Source organism: Stutzerimonas stutzeri, assembly GCF_024448715.1.
Taxonomy (GTDB): domain Bacteria; phylum Pseudomonadota; class Gammaproteobacteria; order Pseudomonadales; family Pseudomonadaceae; genus Stutzerimonas; species Stutzerimonas stutzeri_AR.
In genome coordinates, this window is sequence record NZ_JAMOHZ010000005.1 from 159,060 (window position 1) to 176,689 (window position 17,630).

The following is a 17,630-nucleotide window of genomic DNA, read 5'->3' on the forward strand; positions in this document are numbered from 1 at the left end:
AAGAGGACCTGCTGGGCTTCTACGATGGGAATCGAAATTATCACCGGAGCAGCCAACCGCAACGATCCGCACGCTCCCCGTAGGAGCGAGCTTGCTCGCGAACAAGAGCACCACATTCGCCAGCAAGCTGGCTCCTACAAAAGAGGCCCTGCTGGGCTTGCACGATGGTTGATCGAAATAGCACCGGAGCAGCCAACGCAACGATCCGCACGCTCCTCGTAGGAACGAGCTTGCTCGCGAACCGCCTTGAGCGCTTCGCCAGCAAAGCCTTGGCGTCCTCTGGCTCTTACGATTTGATTGTGGGTATCGGCAGGTTCGTTACCACATCAGATCGTCGGGAATCTGGTAGGCAGCGTAAGGATCGTCCGCATCCGGAGCTTCGGTCTGGGTGTTGAGCTGGACGATACGGCGCGGATCGCGCTCCTGAATCTTCAACGCCGCCTCGCGCGGAATGACTTCGTAACCGCCACCATGGCGGACGATGGCCAGCGAGCCGCTGGACAGCTTGTCACGCATCAGCTTGTTCACCGACAGACGCTTGACCTTCTTGTCATCGACGAAGTTGTAGTAATCCTCGGTGGTCAACTTGGGTAGGCGGCTGCCTTCGATCAGCTGCTTGATCTGCGCAGTACGCGCCTTCTGCTCGGCCTTTTGCTGCTGCTGGCGGTTCAATTCCTGGTCCCGGGCCTGCTTCTCGGCCTGGGCCTTTAGCGCCGCTTCGCGCTGAGAGTCATCCTTTTCTGCCTGGCCTTTCTTAACCAGACGCTGCTGTTTCTGCTGCTGCTTGCCGGCCTGTTTGGCCTGCTTCTCATTGACCAGCCCGGCTTTGAGCAGCTGGTCGCGAAGGGAAAGACTCATGTGTCGGCTCGTCTCGTCGTGGATTCAAAATTAGACGTAGGGTGGATCAGGCTTTGTCGATTCACCCAGGAGAATTGTGGTGGATGAAATGGCCATCCAGGTCTTCGAATTGTCTTGGCTGTTAACCGCAGGAAGGCAACCGTTCGGCTTTCTTCGCCTCGCCCCAGAGCATGTCGAGCTCTTCCAGATCGCAATTCTCGATGGGCCGGCCGCTATCCCGCAAGGCTTGTTCTATAAAGCGGAAGCGCCGCTCGAATTTGCGATTGGCTGCGCGCAGTGCGTTCTCCGGGTCGACCTTCAGATGCCGCGCCAGATTCACCGCGACGAACAGCAGGTCGCCAATCTCTTCGGCGATGGCCTCGGGGTCGTTCTCGCTCATGGCTTCGAGCACTTCGTCCAACTCTTCGCGCACCTTATCCACTACCGGCAACGCATCCGGCCAATCGAAGCCTACCTGGGCGGTTCGCTTCTGCAACTTGGCAGCACGGCTTAGCGCCGGAAGCGCGCTGGGTACATCGTCGAGCAGAGACAATTGCTCCGGTGCACCGGCCTTCTCGGCGCGCTCCTCGGCCTTGATCTCTTCCCAACGCTGTTTGATCGCCGCCTCGTCGAGGCGCGGCAATTCAGTCGAACCGTAAAGGTCTCCGTCGGGGAAGACATGCGGGTGGCGGCGCAACAATTTGCGAGTAATGCCGTCGACTACCGCGTCGAACTCGAAGCGCCCTTCCTCTTTTGCCAGCTGGCTGTAATAGACGACCTGAAACAACAGATCGCCGAGCTCACCGGGCAGATGATCGAAATCCCCGCTCTCGATGGCATCGGCGACTTCGTAGGCTTCTTCGAGGGTGTGCGGCACGATGCTGGCGTAATCCTGCTGTAGATCCCAAGGGCAGCCATTCTGGGGGTCACGCAGCCGGGCCATCAGATGCAGCAGGTCGTTGAGTTGGTACATAGGATTCCTCGGGCCGAGCGGCAATCGTAGCGGCGTTTCGGTGGATGTAAAAAGCGACAATCCACCCTACGGAGTCAAGCCGATTGTAGGGTGGATCGGGGCGCGTAGCTGACGCTTCACCCATCCACCGTGACGCGGCCGGCAACACCGCCGGAGAGCGCCTCACGTCGCTCTCTGACGCTTGGCCTCGATGATGTTCGGGAGTTGCGAAACCCGGCCAAGCAGCCGCCCCAGAGCATCCAGCCCTGGAATTTCAATGGTCAGCGACATCAACGCCGTGCTGTCTTCCTTGTTCGAGCGCGTGTTGACGGCGAGTACGTTGATCCGCTCGTTGAGCAGGATCTGCGAGACGTCGCGCAGCAGGCCGGAACGGTCATAGGCACGGATGACGATATCCACGGGATAGGTTTTCTCGGGGATCGGGCCCCAACTGACCTGGATGATCCGCTCCGGCTCGCGCCCGGCCAGTTGCAACACCGAGGCGCAATCCTGACGGTGGATACTGACGCCACGGCCGACGGTGATATAGCCCACGATGGGGTCGCCCGGCAGCGGCTGGCAGCAGCCTGCCATTTGCGTCAGGAGATTGCCGACGCCCTGAATCTGCACGTCGCCGCGCTTGCCCGGCTTGGTGCTGGTAGGGCGACGCGGGATCAATTCGAGCTGATCGGAATGGCCGTCCGGCTCCACCAATTGCTGGGCATGATTGACCAGCGGGGCCAAACGCAAATCGCCGGCGCCAAGCGCGGCGAACATATCTTCAGCGGCCCTCAGGCCGGCTTTTTCGGCCAGTTTGTCGAAGTCGACCGGTGGCAGATCGAGACGTCCCAGCTCACGTTCCAGCATCGCCTTGCCGGCAGCGACGTTCTGATCGCGAGCCTGCAGCTTGAACCAGTGGACGATCTTTGCCCGCGAGCGTGAGGTGGTGATGTAGCCCAGGTTCGGGTTCAGCCAATCGCGGCTCGGCGAGCCGTGCTTGCTGGTGATGATCTCGACCTGCTCACCGGTCTGCAGGCTGTAGTTGAGCGGCACGATGCGCCCATTGATCTTGGCGCCGCGGCAGTTATGGCCGATTTCGGTATGCACGCGGTAGGCGAAGTCCAACGGTGTGGCACCTTTGGGCAGGTCGATCGCATGGCCGTCAGGCGTGAATACGTAGACGCGGTCGGGTTCGATATCCACTCGCAATTGATCGGCCAGACCACCGATATCGCCCAGTTCCTCGTGCCATTCGAGCACCTGACGCAGCCAGGAAATCTTCTCCTCGTAATGGTTGGAGGTGCTCTTGACGTCGGTGCCCTTGTAACGCCAGTGCGCACAGACGCCCAGCTCAGCCTCCTCGTGCATGGCCTGGGTACGGATCTGTACCTCCAGCACTTTGCCCTCCGGGCCGAGCACGGCGGTATGCAGTGAGCGGTAGCCGTTCTCCTTGGGGTTGGCGATATAGTCGTCGAATTCCTTGGGAATGTGCCGCCAAAGCGTATGCACGATCCCCAGCGCGGTGTAGCAATCGCGTACTTCCGGCACTAGCACACGTACGGCGCGAACATCGTAGATCTGGCTGAATTGCAGACCCTTCTTCTGCATTTTCCGCCAGATCGAATAGATGTGTTTGGCGCGGCCGTCGATCTCGGGATCGATGCCGGTAGCCGTCAATTCTTCCTTGAGCTGCTGCACCACGCTGTCGATGTACTGCTCGCGGTCCAGACGACGCTCATGCAACAGCTGGGCAATTTGCTTGTACTGCTCGGGCTCGAGATAGCGGAAGGACAGATCTTCCAATTCCCACTTGATATGGCCGATGCCCAGGCGGTGCGCCAGCGGTGCGTAGATATCGAATACCTCGCGAGCGACGCGGTGGCGTTTGTCATCGTCGGCATTTTTCACCGCACGGATCGCGCAGGTGCGCTCGGCCAACTTGATCAGCGCGACGCGCACGTCGTCAACCATGGCCACGAGCATCTTGCGCAGGTTCTCCACCTGGGTCTGGGTGCCCAGTACCAGCGACTCGCGCGGGTTGAGACTGGCGCTGATGGCGGCCATGCGCAGCACGCCTTCGATCAGCTTGGCTACCACCGGGCCGAACTGCTGATGCACCTCTGCCAGCTGAATCTTGCCTTCGCGCACACCACGGTACATGACCGCCGCGACCAGGCTGTCCTGGTCAAGTTTGAGATCGGCGAGGATCTCGGCGATCTCAAGCCCGGTCTGGTAACTCGAGGTGCCTTCGCTCCAGAGATTCTGCGCGGCGTTGGCCTGCTGCTCAGCCGCGCGGGCGAACTCGCAGGCCTGTTTGAGTGCGTCGCGGTCGAGTGCCGGGTCCATCCCCAGCACATGATCGAGCCAGCCATCGAGGTTGATGCTGCCGTCGGTATTGATCGGCTGAAGCGCTCTGACCTGGACCATCTATTACCTTTCCTCAGGGTCTGTTCCCGTTTCGTCGCGGCCGCGACGGAGCCAGCTTTTGCGCGAGACAAGGCACGAGTCGCGCAGTTTGGTCGTTCAAATAAGCGACGAGAAACGCAGTATCGCGCAAAAACTGGCCCGTCCCTCCGGGTTGCGCGGCAAATGACGCCAGGCGGCGTTGCGGGACTTGGTAAGGGAACAACCATTACCGGCGTCCCGCGCCTTGCCTGGCGTCATTTGGCGCAGCAACGCGGCTCGCAGCGAAACGGGAACAGACCCTGCTCATCATCTGCGTCGAATACGCCGACTTTCTCGGAGTCGGTCGGTTGAACCACAGGCCTTTTGCCTGTCGAAAATTCCAGCGCTACGCCGGCCGCTCGAAGAGCGCCATGGCCTCGACGTGCGCTGTTTGTGGAAACATGTCCAGCACCCCGGCCCGTTTCAGTTGAAAGCCTTGGCGCACCAGCTCTGCGGCGTCGCGTGCCAGCGTTGCAGGATTACATGAAACATAAACCACGCGCCGTGCTCCTAAAGTCTGCATTTGCCTGGCCAGTTCCAGCGCGCCGTCACGCGGCGGATCCAGCAACACCGCGGCAAAACCGCCTTTGGCCCACTGCGCTTCGATAAGCGGCTTCGACAGGTCCGCCTGATAGAAGTGCGCATTCTCCAGACCGTTATGCGCCGCATTGGTGCGGGCGCGCTCGACCATCTCTTCGACGCCCTCGACTGCAATCACCTCAGCCCCCTTACGGGCCAGCGGCAGGGCGAAGTTGCCCAGTCCACAGAACAGATCCAACACCCGCTCGCCCGGCTCCGGTACCAACCATTCCAGCGCCTGCGCCACCATCGCCTCGTTAACCGGTGCGTTGACCTGAACGAAGTCGCCCGGCCGCCAGGCCAATTCAAGATCCCAAGCCGGCAGGCGGTAGCCGAGCCTATACGCCGACTCCAGCGGCTGCGGCTGGCCTTCGCCCTGCAACCAGAGCTGCGCGCCCTGCTCCAGTGCGAACGCCTTGAAGCGCTGCAGATCCGCGTCTGCCAGCGCCACCGTATGGCGCACTAGCACAGCTTCGGACGTGCCGCTGAACAGCTCCACGTGACCGATCGCCTGCGGTTTGTCTAAGGCTTGCAAAACGGCCAGCAACGCCGGCAGCAGCATTTGCAAAGGCTGTACCAGCACAGGGCATTCGTGGATCGAAACGATGTCCTGGCTGGCGCCAGCGCGAAAACCGACGTCCAGCCGCCGGGCCTTGTTGTCCCAGCGCACCGCCAGCCGGGCACGGCGGCGATAACCGAACTCGGGCCCGCTCAGCGGTGTCGCCCAGATCTGCGGCTCGATACCCGCCAGCCGCGACAGCTGCTCAGCGAGGCTGCGCTGTTTCAGTTCCAGCTGGTCTGCGGCGGCCAGATGCTGCAGATTGCAGCCACCACAGACGCGGGCATGCGGACAGGGCTCCACGCGGCGTGGCGCACTGGCGTCCAGTACACGTTCGCTACGGGCTTCGACGATCTGGCTGCGTGCGCCCAGTACCCGCGCCTCGACGTTCTCGCCCGGCAAGGCGCCCTCGACGAACCAGGTCCGACCGTCGAGAAAGGCGATGCCGCGGCCGTCGTTGGCCAAACGCTCGATATTCAGGCGTTGCTTCTTGCCGGTTGGTATTTGCGGCTTCTTCTCGCCACCACTGGGCTGAAAGCGCAAGCCGCTGCTGCGTTTGGCCATCAGCGAATTCCGCCCTGTGCGCGCGTTGTCGGGTCAATTGGGCTGGTCATAGACGCCTGTCGACAGGTAACGGTCGCCCCGGTCGCAGATGATCGCGACGATCACGGCGTTTTCGACTTCCTGTGACAGGCGCAGCGCGCCAGCCACCGCACCACCGGAGGACACGCCACAAAAGATGCCCTCTTCACGGGCAAGGCGACGCATCACGTCCTCGGCTTCGGCCTGGGCCATGTCGACGATACGGTCGACACGCTCGGCCTGGTAGATCTTCGGCAAATACTCTTCCGGCCACCGGCGAATGCCCGGAATCGACGCGCCTTCCATGGGTTGCAACCCGATGATCTGGATCGCCGGGTTCTGTTCCTTGAGATAGCGCGACACGCCCATGATGGTGCCGGTGGTGCCCATGGAGCTGACGAAATGAGTGATGCTGCCACCCGTCTGCTGCCATAGCTCAGGGCCGGTGCTGGTGTAATGCGCCTCGGGGTTGTCGCCGTTGGCGAACTGATCGAGCACCTTGCCGCGACCTTCGGCGGCCATCTTCACAGCCAGGTCACGGGCGCCTTCCATGCCCTCGTCCTTGCTCACCAGAATCAGCTCGGCGCCGTAGGCGGTCATGGCCGCCTTGCGCTCGGCGCTGGAGTTGTCCGGCATGATCAGAATGAACTTATAACCTTTGATCGCCGCGGCCATGGCCAGGGCGATGCCAGTGTTGCCGGACGTGGCTTCGATCAGCGTATCGCCGGGCTTGATGTCGCCGCGCGCTTCGGCACGCGCGATCATCGACAGCGCCGGACGATCTTTGACCGATCCGGCCGGGTTGTTGCCTTCGAGTTTCACCAGAATGGTATTGCTGGTTTCGCCGGGCAGACGCTGCAAGCGAACCAGCGGAGTATTGCCGACGCAATCGGCAATGGTCGGGTACTGAATTGTCATGGCGTCGATGAACCGAGCGGCATTGGAAGGCGCACATGATACCGGCAACGACCGCAGACGGGCAGACCGCTTGACCCTTGCTCGTATCCTGAACGGCACGAACCGAACCAGCACGAGCCCGTAACTTAAGAACGCAGCGAACTACAAGGCGAGCCAGTTGTACCGCGAAATGCCGACGCTGGCCGATCAAGCTTGGCCGATGCTTGTCTGTCGTTAGGTCTATAAAGAATCTATCTTCGAGCTTTTACCTTTTACTAAGGAACCCGCCATGCCCGCCGGACGCGCCGCACTGGTTTCAACGCTTCTCCTCCTCAGCCTTACCGCTTGCACCAATCCGGATGGCCCATCCAGCGATACTCCGCCAGCTCCGGAGGCCTCAAGCGGTTACACCGCAAAGCCCGGCTGGGCCGTCGAACGCTTCGCCGTGGCCGCGGCCAATCCGCTGGCGACAGAAGCGGGTTACGAAATTCTCAAGGCCGGTGGCAGCGCGATGGACGCCGCCGTTGCGGTGCAGATGGTTCTGAGCCTGGTCGAGCCGCAGTCCAGCGGGCTCGGCGGCGGTGCCTTTCTACTGTATTGGGACGGTGAAAATGTCGCTGCGCTGGACGGGCGAGAGACGGCGCCGGCCGCTGCCAATGAAAACTTGTTTCTGAATGCAGACGGCACACCCATGGACTTCCTTCAGGCCGTGGTTGGGGGCCGCTCGGTCGGTGTACCTGGCACGGTGAAGATGCTTGAACAGGCACACCAGCAGTACGGCAAGCTGCCCTGGAGAAAACTGCTGCAACCTGCAATTCGTCTTGCCGAGGATGGCTTCGCCATCAGTCCACGGCTGCACAGCCTGCTCCAGAGCGACCCAGCGCTACGCGACAACCCGCCCGCGGCAGCCTTTTACTACCAGCCGGACGGCAAGCCGTGGCCTGTCGGTTACCGACTGCGCAACCCCGCCCTCGCCGCACTGCTGCGCAACATTGCGCAGGATGGCAGCGATGCCTTCTACCGCGGCACCAATGCCCAAGCGCTGGTTAAACAGGTAAACAGCCATCCGGGCAACGCCGGGAAGATCACGCTAAGCGACCTTGAGGTCTACGAGCCGCGTCAGCGCGACGCTCTCTGCAATCTCTGGCGGAACCAGTATCAGGTTTGCGGTTTTCCACCGCCCTCTTCCGGGCACATCACCCAAATGCAGATCCTCGGAATACTGGAGCAACTGGGACCCTTGCCGGCACTGGATCAGGGTGTACCGTCAGTCGAGTTCCTGCACCGCTATACCGAAGCGGCGCGTCTGGCCTACGCCGATCGTGCAAAGTATCTGGCTGATCCGGATTTCGTTCCCGTACCGGGGCGGACCTGGAACAGCATGCTCGCACCGGACTATCTTAAGCAGCGCGCCGAGCTGATCGGTCCGCGCAGCATGGGCACCGCCGAGCCCGGCGAACCTGGCGCCATGCCCATCGCGTTCGCATCGCAGGCTGAGCAGCCGGAGTACGGCACCAGCCATATCAGCATTGTCGATGCCGAAGGTAACGCGCTGGCGATGACCACGACTATCGAACAAGCGTTCGGTTCGCGCCTGCTCAATGACGGCGGTACCGGGCTGCCCGGTGGTTACCTGCTGAACAACGAACTCACCGATTTCGCCTTCGTACCACGTGATGCCCAGGGCCGGCCGGTGGCCAACCGCGTCGAGCCGAATAAGCGTCCGCGCTCGAGCATGAGCCCGACGCTGGTGTTCGATGCTGCGGGCGAGAAGTTGCTGGCAAGTGTCGGCTCGCCAGGCGGCGCGGCGATCATCCACTTCACGGCGAAGACACTGCTGGGCATGTACGGCTGGGGGCTGGATGCGCAGCGGGCGATCGACCTGCCCAATTTCGGCAGCTTCAATGGTCCGACAGTGCTGGAAGCCGGCCGATTCCCGGCCAGCACGGTGCAGGCGCTTAAAGCGCGAGGTCATGAGGTCAACGAGACGGAGATGACCAGCGGACTACAGGCTATTCAGCGCACCGACAGCGGCTGGTTCGGCGGTGCCGATCCGCGTCGTGAAGGGGTAGTGATGGGCGAGTGAGCGCTGATCTTCGGGCAAGCCTGCGGCCCGCATTCGCCGCGGGGCGCGCCTCCCACAAAAACGGCGCGGTGTGCGCTGTGGCCTTTGTGAGAGGCCCGACCTCGGGGCGAACGTGTTCAACGTGGACGACATTGCGCTAGACGACCCGAGCCTCGTATTCCAACCGTTCGATGGCGCTGTCCAACTCGTCCAACGCCTGGGCGGCGCTCGGGTGATTCTGCTTGAGCAAGGTCTCGCTGCGCTCGCAGGCGGCCCGCAGCTGCGGAACGCCGCAGTAACGGGTAGCGCCGTGCAGTCGGTGGACGCGATCGACCATCGCCTGTTGATCGTTGACCAAGCGCGCTTCACGGATCGCCCGCCGATCATCATCCAGGGACGCCAGCAACATGCTCATCATGTCCGCCGCCAGATCGGCCTTGCCCGCAGCCAGACGTAACCCCTCCTCCGCATCCAGCACCTTGAGGTTATTTTCCGGTAACGGCACTTCGGCAGGTGCCGCCAGGAAACTGCGCAGCAGCGGCAGCCCGGTCCACTTCAGCACCACCTGCGCCAGCTGCCGTTCGCTGATCGGTTTGGTCAGGTAATCGTCCAGGCCGCTCTGCAATAACGAACGCTTTTCGTTGGACAGCGCATGCGCGGTGAGCGCGATGATCGGCAGCGGTGGCTGTCCGCTGTCGACTTCCCATTGACGGATCGCCTCCGTGGTCTGGCGGCCATCCATGCCGGGCATCTGCACGTCCATGAAAACCAGATCGAAGGCTTTACGCTTGACCGCCTCGAGCGCCTCCTTGCCGCTGCTCACCGCTTCGGCCTCGCCCCCCATGTCGGTCAGCAGGGTTTCGAGCAGCAACAGGTTGGCCGGATTGTCGTCGACACAAAGGACGCGCGGCGGGCGGGTCTCGGGCATCGCTATGTTCTCGATCAATGCCTGAGGTGGACGCAGCAGATCGAGCAGGACCCGCTGAAGTTTGCGCGTACAGGCCGGCTTGCCCTGCAGCTGCGTATGAGTGTGAGATTCGGGTAAAGCCTCGTGGTACTGCGCCTGCTCGCTGGTCGGGCAGAGCACGATGCACTTGCAGCCCAGCCCCTCGAACTCCCATAGGCGCTGGCACAGCTGCTGCGGTCCGATCTCGCGGCTGGACACGCCGAGCACGGCGATTTCGATGGGCGTATCGCCTGTACGTGCGGTCGCCACAGCATCCTGCAACTGATCCAGGGTTTCGAACGACACTACCTCTAGACCGCAACCTTCCAATTGATGCTGCAATGCTTGGCGCGCCAACGGGTGTTGTTCGAGCAGGCCGATCTTGCGCCCCAGCAGGGCCGCGCGCGGCAGGTCCTCGATATCGTCGCGCGCCTTGGGCAGACTCAGACTGATCCAGAATTCGGAGCCCTCATCCGGAATGCTATCGACGCCGATTTCGCCGCCCATTTGTTCGATCAGGCGTTTGGAGATCACCAGCCCGAGCCCGGTCCCTCCGGGTTGGCGCGACAGGGAATTGTCCGCCTGGCTGAATGCCTGAAACAGCGCACGCAGGTCCTGATCGGTCAAGCCGATGCCGGTGTCCTGCACGCTGATGCGCAACTGGGCGCGATCGGAGCGTTCGTCCTCGACCATGGCGCGAACGACGATAGTGCCTTCATTGGTGAACTTGATGGCGTTGCTGACGAGATTGGTCAGCACCTGCTTGAGTCGCAACGGATCACCGACTAGCGACAGCGGCGTATCGCGATACACCAGGCTGACCAGCTCCAGATGTTTGGAATGAGCCGCCGGGCCGAGGATGGTCAGAGTGTCTTCGATCAAGTCGCGCAGATTGAAGGGAATACTGTCGAGCACCAATTTGCCGGCCTCGATTTTCGAGAAATCGAGAATTTCGTTGATGATTCCCAACAGGCTGTCGGCGGACTTTTCGATGGTCGACAGGTAATCCTGCTGACGCGGCGTCAGGTCGCTTTTCTGCAGCAGATGGGTAAAGCCGAGAATGCCGTTGAGCGGCGTGCGGATTTCATGGCTCATGTTGGCCAGGAACTCGGATTTGATCCGGCTGGCCTCTAGAGCCTCCTTACGCGCCAAGTCCAGTTCGATGTTCTGGATCTCGATGGTTTCGAGGTTCTGCTGTACGTCCTCGGTCGCCTGATCGATGCTCTGTTGCAACTCCTCGCGGGCGCTGAGCAGCGCCTCGGCCATACGATTGATGCCCGCCGCCACCTCATCCATTTCATGGCTGCCGAGCGGAGGCAGCCGAGTTTCCAGATAGCCGTCCTTGAGCTGAGCCACCGCTACCTTGACCTTGTGCAGCGGCTTGCTGATGGCGGTGCTCATGCGCAATGCCAGCAATGCGGTGATGATCAGTCCGGCGCCGATCAGCAACAGACTGGTGAACAGACTGCGATAGCCACGCAACAGCGTGCCCTGATGCGACAGCTCCAGTTCCAGCCAGCCGATCTGGCGGAAATCGTCGTTCGGGTTGTCTTCGGCGAGGTTGAGATGCTTGCCAAGCACTGGCATCAGGATGCGCGTGGTGTCGACACTGCTGACCTGAGTCAGCGCCTCGGGATCGGCCGGTGGCGAGGGCGTAATCATATTTGGCCCGGCATGGGCCTGCAGGTTGCGCTCGATATCGAGGATGGATACCGCGCGCACATCATGTTGATCCAGCACCTGCTTGAGGATCCGCTGAAGACGCTTGTCGTAGCCCTGGGCCATGGCCGGTGCAGCCAGCGGCGCCAACTGCTCGGCGATCAGTTGGCCGCGTTCGTCGAGTTGGTGGCGCATCTCCGCCAGCTGCATCCAGGTGAAATAGATGCCGAGCACCACGGCCAGCACGGTGCTGGGCAGCAGTATCAGCGCCAGCACACGACTCCTTATTCCTAGGTCTTTAAGCACGGATCCATTCCCCGGTTTGCCAGGCGACTAGTGTAGCGGCTCAGCGTGCGGGAATCTGCCTGCCAGAGCCGCCCGGCGACAGGGCGCGCTGACGATCGATCAGCAATCCGTCAGGCAGACCCTGGCAGGCAGTTGGACAATCAGTCCAGACCGCGGATATTCCGCTCCTGAAAATCGGGAAGTTTCCAATGGAAGGTCATCGCCAGCACACGGAACAGGAAGCCGGCACAGAGTGTGGCGAGCGAGGCGATGGAATTGCCGACACCCAACCAGAGCAGCGCGACATAGAGCACACCCGTGAACAGCGCCACCGTCGCATACAGCTCGCGTTGCAGCACCATCGGCACCTCGTTGCAGAGGATGTCGCGCAGCAATCCGCCGAACACACCGGTGATCACGCCGGCCAGCACCACGATCGAGGCATGCGCGCCCATCTTCATCGCCACGCCGCAGCCGATCACGGTGAACGCCACCAAGCCCAGACCATCGACCAGCAGAAACACCTGCCGTAGATGGTGCATATGCCGCGCGACCATGGCGGTAACAATGGCCGCGCCAATGGTGAATCCAAGGTATTCCGGGTTGGCGATCCAGCCCACCGGGTAATGCCCCAGCAACACGTCGCGCGCCGTGCCGCCGCCGAGTGCGGTCACCGTGCCTAGCAGGCAGATGCCGAACAGATCCATACCGCGACGCATGCCCATGATGGCGCCGGACATGGCTTCAGCCGTAATCGCGATCAGATAGATAATGTGCAACAAGGTCACGGCGCGACTCCAAGCTGGGCGGGACGATGAAAGGCGCGCGATTATGGGGCAGACTCCGGCTTAATCGTTGTGGCTAAGTAAATTTAGGCTATACAAATATTTCCTTAATCGGAGCGCCGTCTCTTGAATCTCGACCCCAAACAGACCGAAGCCTTTCGCGCTGTCATCAAGACCGGCAGCTTCGAGCAGGCAGCGTTGCGTCTGCACCTGACGCCCCCTGCTATTTCGCAGCGGGTACGCGCCCTGGAAAGTGCGTTGGGCAACGCGCTGGTGGTGCGTAGCCGGCCCTGCCGCCCCACCGAGACCGGTCAGCGACTGTTGCAATATCTCAAGCGGGCAACTTTGCTCGAAGCCGACCTGATAGCGGATCTGGCCGAACGCAGCGATGCGCCGCTGGTGGTGGTTGCCGCACTCAATGCCGACAGCCTCGGCACATGGTTCTTCCCGGCTCTGTCCGAGGTGCTGATGCGCGAACGCGTGCTGCTGGACCTGACCGTCGAAGATCAGGACCACACCTACAGCCTGCTGGAAACCGGACTGGCGATCGGCTGCATCAGCACCGAGCCCAACCCCATGCGCGGCTGCACCGCCAGCCCGCTGGGCAGCATGCGCTATCGCCTGGTGGCCTCGACGGAGTTTCGCCAGCGGCACTTCGCTAACGGCCTCACCCGCAACGCCGCGCGCAAGGCTCCGGTAGTCGCATACACCCGCAAGGACAGCCTCACCTCATCCTTCCTGCTGCGCCAGTTGGGCCTGCCGGAAGGCGCCTATCCTTGCCATTACGTACCTGGTGCCGAGCCGCATTTCAGCGCGATCCGCTATGGCCTGGGTTACGGCATGGTGCCGGAACTGCTGTTGGACGACGCCCTGGCGCAGGGCGCTGTGGTCGATCTGGCGGAAGATGCGCCGCTGGATATCGCGCTGTACTGGCATACCTGGAAAGTCCAATCGCCACGAATGGAAAATCTGTCGCGCCAAATCATCGAAGCCGCGCCGAAGATCCTCGCACGACCGGAGGGGGCGTAGCGCGCCGATGCAGTCGCCCCGCCAGCGTGCCCTGGTTCGCGAGCAAGCTCGCTCCTACAAAAGCTGTCCGGTACTAAGCCGGAGCACCCGTAGGAGCGAGCTTGCTCGCGAAAAGAGCATGGCGATCACGAACCTCAGGACTGGCAGTTGAGGCACACTAGCGCACCATGAATTCTCGACCTCAGCACCCCGCCTGCTGCTCGCCTTTGCTCGATCATTGGCCACTGCCGCGTGCCCTTCCCGGCGTGCACTTGCTCAGCACCCGTTTCGATCCCACCCTGCTCGATCCTGACGACTTCAGCCGCTGGGGCATTCCTGCGATGACAGCAGTGAGCAAGCGCCAGACCGAATTCCTCGCCGGCCGGATTTGCGCCCACGAAGCACTGCGTCGGGTTACCGGTGTGCCAGGCATTCCCGCCGTTGCTGAGGACCGTTCGCCTTGCTGGCCTCAAGGCGTAGTAGGCTCCATCACCCACGGCGCCGGCTGGGCCGCGGCGGTGGCGGCGCGAAGCGAACAGTGGCGCGGGCTGGGGCTGGATGTGGAAAAGCTACTACCCATCACACGGGCCGATCGGCTGGCCGCCGAGATCCTCACGCCACGGGAGCTGGAAGGCTACGCCGAGCTGCCTGACGCACAGCGAGCGCTGCGGGTTACCCTGACCTTCTCGATCAAGGAGAGCCTGTTCAAGGCGCTCTACCCGCTGGTGAATAAGCGCTTTTATTATCAGGAAGCGGAATTGATCTACCACGACGGTGACGGCCACGCTCGCCTACGCCTGCTCAATGATCTTTCGGAAGAATGGAAGGCCGGCGCCGAGCTGGACGGCCAATTCGTTCAGTTCGACGACTATCTGCTGAGTCTGGTCAGCATTCCGGCCTGATTAGGCGCAGTCGTTCGCGCGAAAAAATGCGCGCCCCTTCCCCTCGTCACGGCTAACCCAACCTTTCAACTACCCCGTCTGCTTTCGCGGCCAGACCAGACTGAAGCGCGCGCCGCCCAACTCGCTATGGCCGATCTGCGAGCGCCCGCCGTGCCAGTAAGTGATTCGCCGCACGATGGAAAGCCCCAGCCCATGACCGCCCGAAGCGCGGGTGCGGCTGTCGTCCAAACGCAGGAAGGGCGCGAAAACTTTCTCCCAAGCCTCTTCCGGCACGCCCGGCCCGTCATCATCGACGCTCAGCTGCGCGCGCTCGGAGTCGATGATGAAGCTCACCTGCACCCGCGTTTCAGCGTGGCGCATGGCGTTGGTGACCAAATTACTCAACGCACGTCGTAGATAATGCGGCTCGGCCTCCACCAGGCAACTTTCGCCGGAAGCCGGCACGCAAGCGCCACGCTCGACCCGCACGTCTGCGCGCAGCGGTGCCAGTTCACCGATCACCTGATCGACCAGCGCGCCAAGATCGACCATTTGGAAGGTCAACTCAGGCGAGCCGCGTTCAAGACGGGTATAGACCAGCATTTCATCCACGAGCCGGTCGAGGTCATCGATATCGCCGTCCATGCCTTCAAGATATTTGGTCCGCGCCTCGGGCGTTTGCGCCTCGGCCGCCATTTCCAGCCCGAACCGCAGACGCGCCACTGGCGTGCGCAGCTCATGCGCCACCGCGCTGACCATCTCCCGCTGTACCGCCAACAAGCGCTGCAGGTGACTGGCCATGCCGTTGAATGCCTTCGCCAACCGCCCCACCGAATCGGTGCCAGCGGCCGGCACGCGCGTTTCCAGATTGCCACCGGCGATACGCGTGGCGGCGCTTTCCACTTCCCGCACGCGCTGTTCGAGCTGGCGCACCAGCAGATAGACAGTGAGCCCGATTAGCGTCAGCCCGAGCACGCCGATCACGATCAGCAGCTGCGGTGGGTAAGGGTTCAGCTGATGCAGCGGGCCCAGCGACATGATCCAGGACGTTCCGGAAACCGCGGCGAACACGCGGATGGCGTCACCACCCTTGTCCAGCGCCATGACCGTGTCGCCTTCGTCGAGGCGGCGGCGCTGATCGTCATCGAGGCTGGCACTGTCACGGGTGAGCAGCTCCAGCGCATAGCCGAAGCCGCGGGCTTCTTTCAATTCAGCAAGACGCTGGGGTTGCTCGTCCTCGGGATAGCGGATCAGCTCATCGATCAGCAGATAGATAGTCGCGCGTGCCAGCTGTTCGCTGATCTGCTCGACCTCGCCGGTGAGCACCAGACGGTCGGTGGCGCTGACCAGGGAAAATATCGTGACGCGATGCGGACGCATCGGCTCGACCAGCACCTGGCCGCGCAACAAACGGGTTTCCAGGCGGCTCTCCAGACTGACGTCTTCCAGCGTACGCACCCGCAGCGGGATGCCTAGCAGACGACCCCAGAGATTCGCAGCCTGGCGGCGCTCGATGGGCGTCATGCTTTGCATGTTGTGCGCCATCAGGCGGAACGTGCCCGCGGCCAGCGCCTCGCGATGGTGGTCGGCGCGCACCTCGTTAAGCAGTTGCAGGCCACCGGCCCCCAGCAGTCCAACCAGTACCAACACGGCGAGCACGCCGCCATAGATGCGCAGGAAGACCGAATTCACTGCAGCGCTTCAGCCGCTTCGGATACAAATAGATAGCCTTTGCCACGCACGGTCTTGATCAGCCGTGGATGCTCAGGGTCGTCACCGATCTTGGGGCGAATGCGCGAAATACGCACATCGATGGAACGGTCCTGGCCGTCGTATTCGATGCCGCGCAATTCGGAAAAGATCTGCTCGCGGGACATGATTCGTCCTGGATTGGAGGTCAACAGCCAGAGCAGGTCGAACTCCGCTCCGGTCAGCTCGATGCCTTCGCCGCGCAACCAGGCCTCGCGCAGCGCGTTATCGACCACCAGCGGGCCGTACTGCAAACGCTTGCCGTTGGACGCCGGGGCCGGCTCCGCGCCTTCACGCCGACGCAGCAGTGCACGAATCCGTGCCAACAGCAGGCGTGGACGCACCGGTTTGCACACGTAGTCGTCGGCACCGATTTCCAGCCCCAGCACCTGATCGAGATCATCGGCGCGGGCGGTAAGCATCAGAATCGGGCCATCGTAGCGATGGCGCACTTTGCGGCAGATAGTCAGCCCGTCCTCACCCGGCAACATCAGATCGAGCACCACCAGATCGGGCCGCTCATTCACGATGCGCTCGGCAGCCAGGGCGCCGTCCGCTTCGATCGACACCTGCATGCCATTACCTTCGAGATACTCGCGGGTCAGCTCGGCCAACCGCTGGTCATCTTCGACAATCAGGATGTTCCACGACTCTTGATCCACCATGCGCCCTCCCCAGACCATCGGCCGCATTGTAGCGTTACGCCGAGGCGAGATGGCAGCGGTTGCGACCGCGACTTTTTCGCTTCAAACGCAACCATAGCCGCGGCTGTTCAGGTGTCAGAAAAAGTGCTGCCAGAAGGCCTTTTGACGCCTTTGACAAAACACCACATATAGTGTTTGCGTTTCGGAGCGCCAAGCGTCTGAAACGGTGTTCTCAACCCCGTATTTCGTCCGGCTACAGCGCAGCCCCGCGATGGCGCGGCTTGCATGCAGGAGCCACGCTTTAACCCACAACCCACTCACACGTTATCCACAGGTTATTCATTTCTGGCACCTTGCGCCGGACCAGAAGCGGCACTATCGTGTCACTCCTTGCCGTTTCAACCCCATATGTTGGGTGTGAACAGCCAAGCAGACACAAATGCCGAATAAAGCAAGCAAAATAGTTCGCTCTGATTTTTGACCGCCTCGCGCCCGCACCCGAGCGCGAAGATCGATGCCGCAGGCCCCGAACTTGCGGAGCCCAACGTTGATTTTGTTTACGCCCAGCAGTAGCGCACACGCCAAGCGCATCACACTACATGTTGTGTTTTGAGGTTGTGATCTTCACAACGCCTGACTATGCTTCGGAACATTCGATTCGCCACCCCTGGTGCCGGATCGTTTCCAGTTTTGAGTTACCCCATGGGCCGGTTCGCCGGGGCATGGTTCATGCAACACGAGACATGCAAATTCGAGA

Annotated in this window: 12 protein-coding genes; 3 read left to right on the forward strand and 9 right to left on the reverse strand. The window is 61.9% G+C overall.

Annotated elements, in window-relative coordinates; all coding sequences use genetic code 11:
- Window positions 1–318: 318 nt before the first annotated feature.
- From NAV33_RS12715 to cysM, 5 genes are all read right to left on the reverse strand, one after another.
- Window positions 319–858, reverse strand: a complete 540-nt coding sequence (locus tag NAV33_RS12715; RefSeq protein ID WP_255980547.1) for a DUF2058 domain-containing protein — start codon at window positions 856–858, stop codon at window positions 319–321.
- Between the two features lie 121 nt (window positions 859–979).
- Complete coding sequence (gene mazG, locus NAV33_RS12720) at window positions 980–1,810, reverse strand: nucleoside triphosphate pyrophosphohydrolase (protein WP_255980549.1); 831 nt, start codon at window positions 1,808–1,810, stop codon at window positions 980–982.
- A gap of 162 nt (window positions 1,811–1,972) precedes the next feature.
- A complete protein-coding gene (gene relA / locus NAV33_RS12725; RefSeq protein ID WP_255980551.1) occupies window positions 1,973–4,216 on the reverse strand; it encodes a GTP diphosphokinase in 2,244 nt (747 codons plus the stop codon).
- A 364-nt stretch (window positions 4,217–4,580) separates the two neighbouring features.
- Window positions 4,581–5,936, reverse strand: a complete 1,356-nt coding sequence (gene rlmD, locus NAV33_RS12730) for a 23S rRNA (uracil(1939)-C(5))-methyltransferase RlmD (RefSeq protein WP_255980553.1) — start codon at window positions 5,934–5,936, stop codon at window positions 4,581–4,583.
- A 33-nt stretch (window positions 5,937–5,969) separates the two neighbouring features.
- The gene (gene cysM / locus NAV33_RS12735; RefSeq protein WP_255980555.1) at window positions 5,970–6,872 is read right to left on the reverse strand and encodes a cysteine synthase CysM; all 903 of its coding nucleotides are present in this window, start codon (window positions 6,870–6,872) and stop codon (window positions 5,970–5,972) included.
- Between the two features lie 268 nt (window positions 6,873–7,140).
- Here cysM and ggt point away from each other — a divergent pair, with 268 nt between their 5' ends.
- Window positions 7,141–8,937, forward strand: a complete 1,797-nt coding sequence (gene ggt / locus NAV33_RS12740) for a gamma-glutamyltransferase (RefSeq protein ID WP_255980557.1) — start codon at window positions 7,141–7,143, stop codon at window positions 8,935–8,937.
- Between the two features lie 136 nt (window positions 8,938–9,073).
- On the opposite strand, the gene NAV33_RS12745 is transcribed toward ggt, so the two are convergent.
- Both NAV33_RS12745 and NAV33_RS12750 read right to left on the reverse strand, forming a co-directional pair.
- Window positions 9,074–11,827: a response regulator gene (locus NAV33_RS12745; protein WP_255980559.1), complete on the reverse strand. Its 2,754-nt coding sequence runs from the start codon at window positions 11,825–11,827 to the stop codon at window positions 9,074–9,076.
- 140 nt (window positions 11,828–11,967) lie between these two features.
- Window positions 11,968–12,594 carry a trimeric intracellular cation channel family protein gene (locus NAV33_RS12750; protein WP_255980561.1) on the reverse strand — a complete coding sequence of 209 codons (627 nt, stop codon included), beginning with the start codon at window positions 12,592–12,594 and terminating at the stop codon, window positions 11,968–11,970.
- Between the two features lie 123 nt (window positions 12,595–12,717).
- Between NAV33_RS12750 and NAV33_RS12755 the strand changes: the two genes are divergently transcribed.
- Both NAV33_RS12755 and NAV33_RS12760 read left to right on the forward strand, forming a co-directional pair.
- A complete protein-coding gene (locus tag NAV33_RS12755; RefSeq protein ID WP_255980563.1) occupies window positions 12,718–13,620 on the forward strand; it encodes an HTH-type transcriptional regulator ArgP in 903 nt (300 codons plus the stop codon).
- 167 nt (window positions 13,621–13,787) lie between these two features.
- The gene (locus tag NAV33_RS12760; RefSeq protein WP_255980565.1) at window positions 13,788–14,501 is read left to right on the forward strand and encodes a 4'-phosphopantetheinyl transferase family protein; all 714 of its coding nucleotides are present in this window, start codon (window positions 13,788–13,790) and stop codon (window positions 14,499–14,501) included.
- Window positions 14,502–14,570: 69 nt separating this feature from the next.
- On the opposite strand, the gene NAV33_RS12765 is transcribed toward NAV33_RS12760, so the two are convergent.
- A complete protein-coding gene (locus NAV33_RS12765; RefSeq protein WP_255980567.1) occupies window positions 14,571–16,172 on the reverse strand; it encodes an ATP-binding protein in 1,602 nt (533 codons plus the stop codon).
- Window positions 16,169–16,891, reverse strand: a complete 723-nt coding sequence (locus tag NAV33_RS12770) for a winged helix-turn-helix domain-containing protein (RefSeq protein WP_255981051.1) — start codon at window positions 16,889–16,891, stop codon at window positions 16,169–16,171. Before NAV33_RS12770 ends, NAV33_RS12765 begins: the two co-directional genes overlap by 4 nt.
- Window positions 16,892–17,630: the final 739 nt, after the last annotated feature.

What these genes read in the sequence shown, in the direction of transcription:
- mazG (WP_255980549.1), bottom strand. Translation starts at nt 1,810, where the DNA reads ATGTACCAACTCAACGACCTGCTGCATCTGATGGCCCGGCTGCGTGAC.
- ggt (WP_255980557.1), top strand. Translation starts at nt 7,141, where the DNA reads ATGCCCGCCGGACGCGCCGCACTGGTTTCAACGCTTCTCCTCCTCAGC.
- NAV33_RS12715 (WP_255980547.1), bottom strand. Translation starts at nt 858, where the DNA reads ATGAGTCTTTCCCTTCGCGACCAGCTGCTCAAAGCCGGGCTGGTCAAT.
- NAV33_RS12760 (WP_255980565.1), top strand. Translation starts at nt 13,788, where the DNA reads ATGAATTCTCGACCTCAGCACCCCGCCTGCTGCTCGCCTTTGCTCGAT.
- rlmD (WP_255980553.1), bottom strand. Translation starts at nt 5,936, where the DNA reads ATGGCCAAACGCAGCAGCGGCTTGCGCTTTCAGCCCAGTGGTGGCGAG.
- relA (WP_255980551.1), bottom strand. Translation starts at nt 4,216, where the DNA reads ATGGTCCAGGTCAGAGCGCTTCAGCCGATCAATACCGACGGCAGCATC.
- cysM (WP_255980555.1), bottom strand. Translation starts at nt 6,872, where the DNA reads ATGACAATTCAGTACCCGACCATTGCCGATTGCGTCGGCAATACTCCG.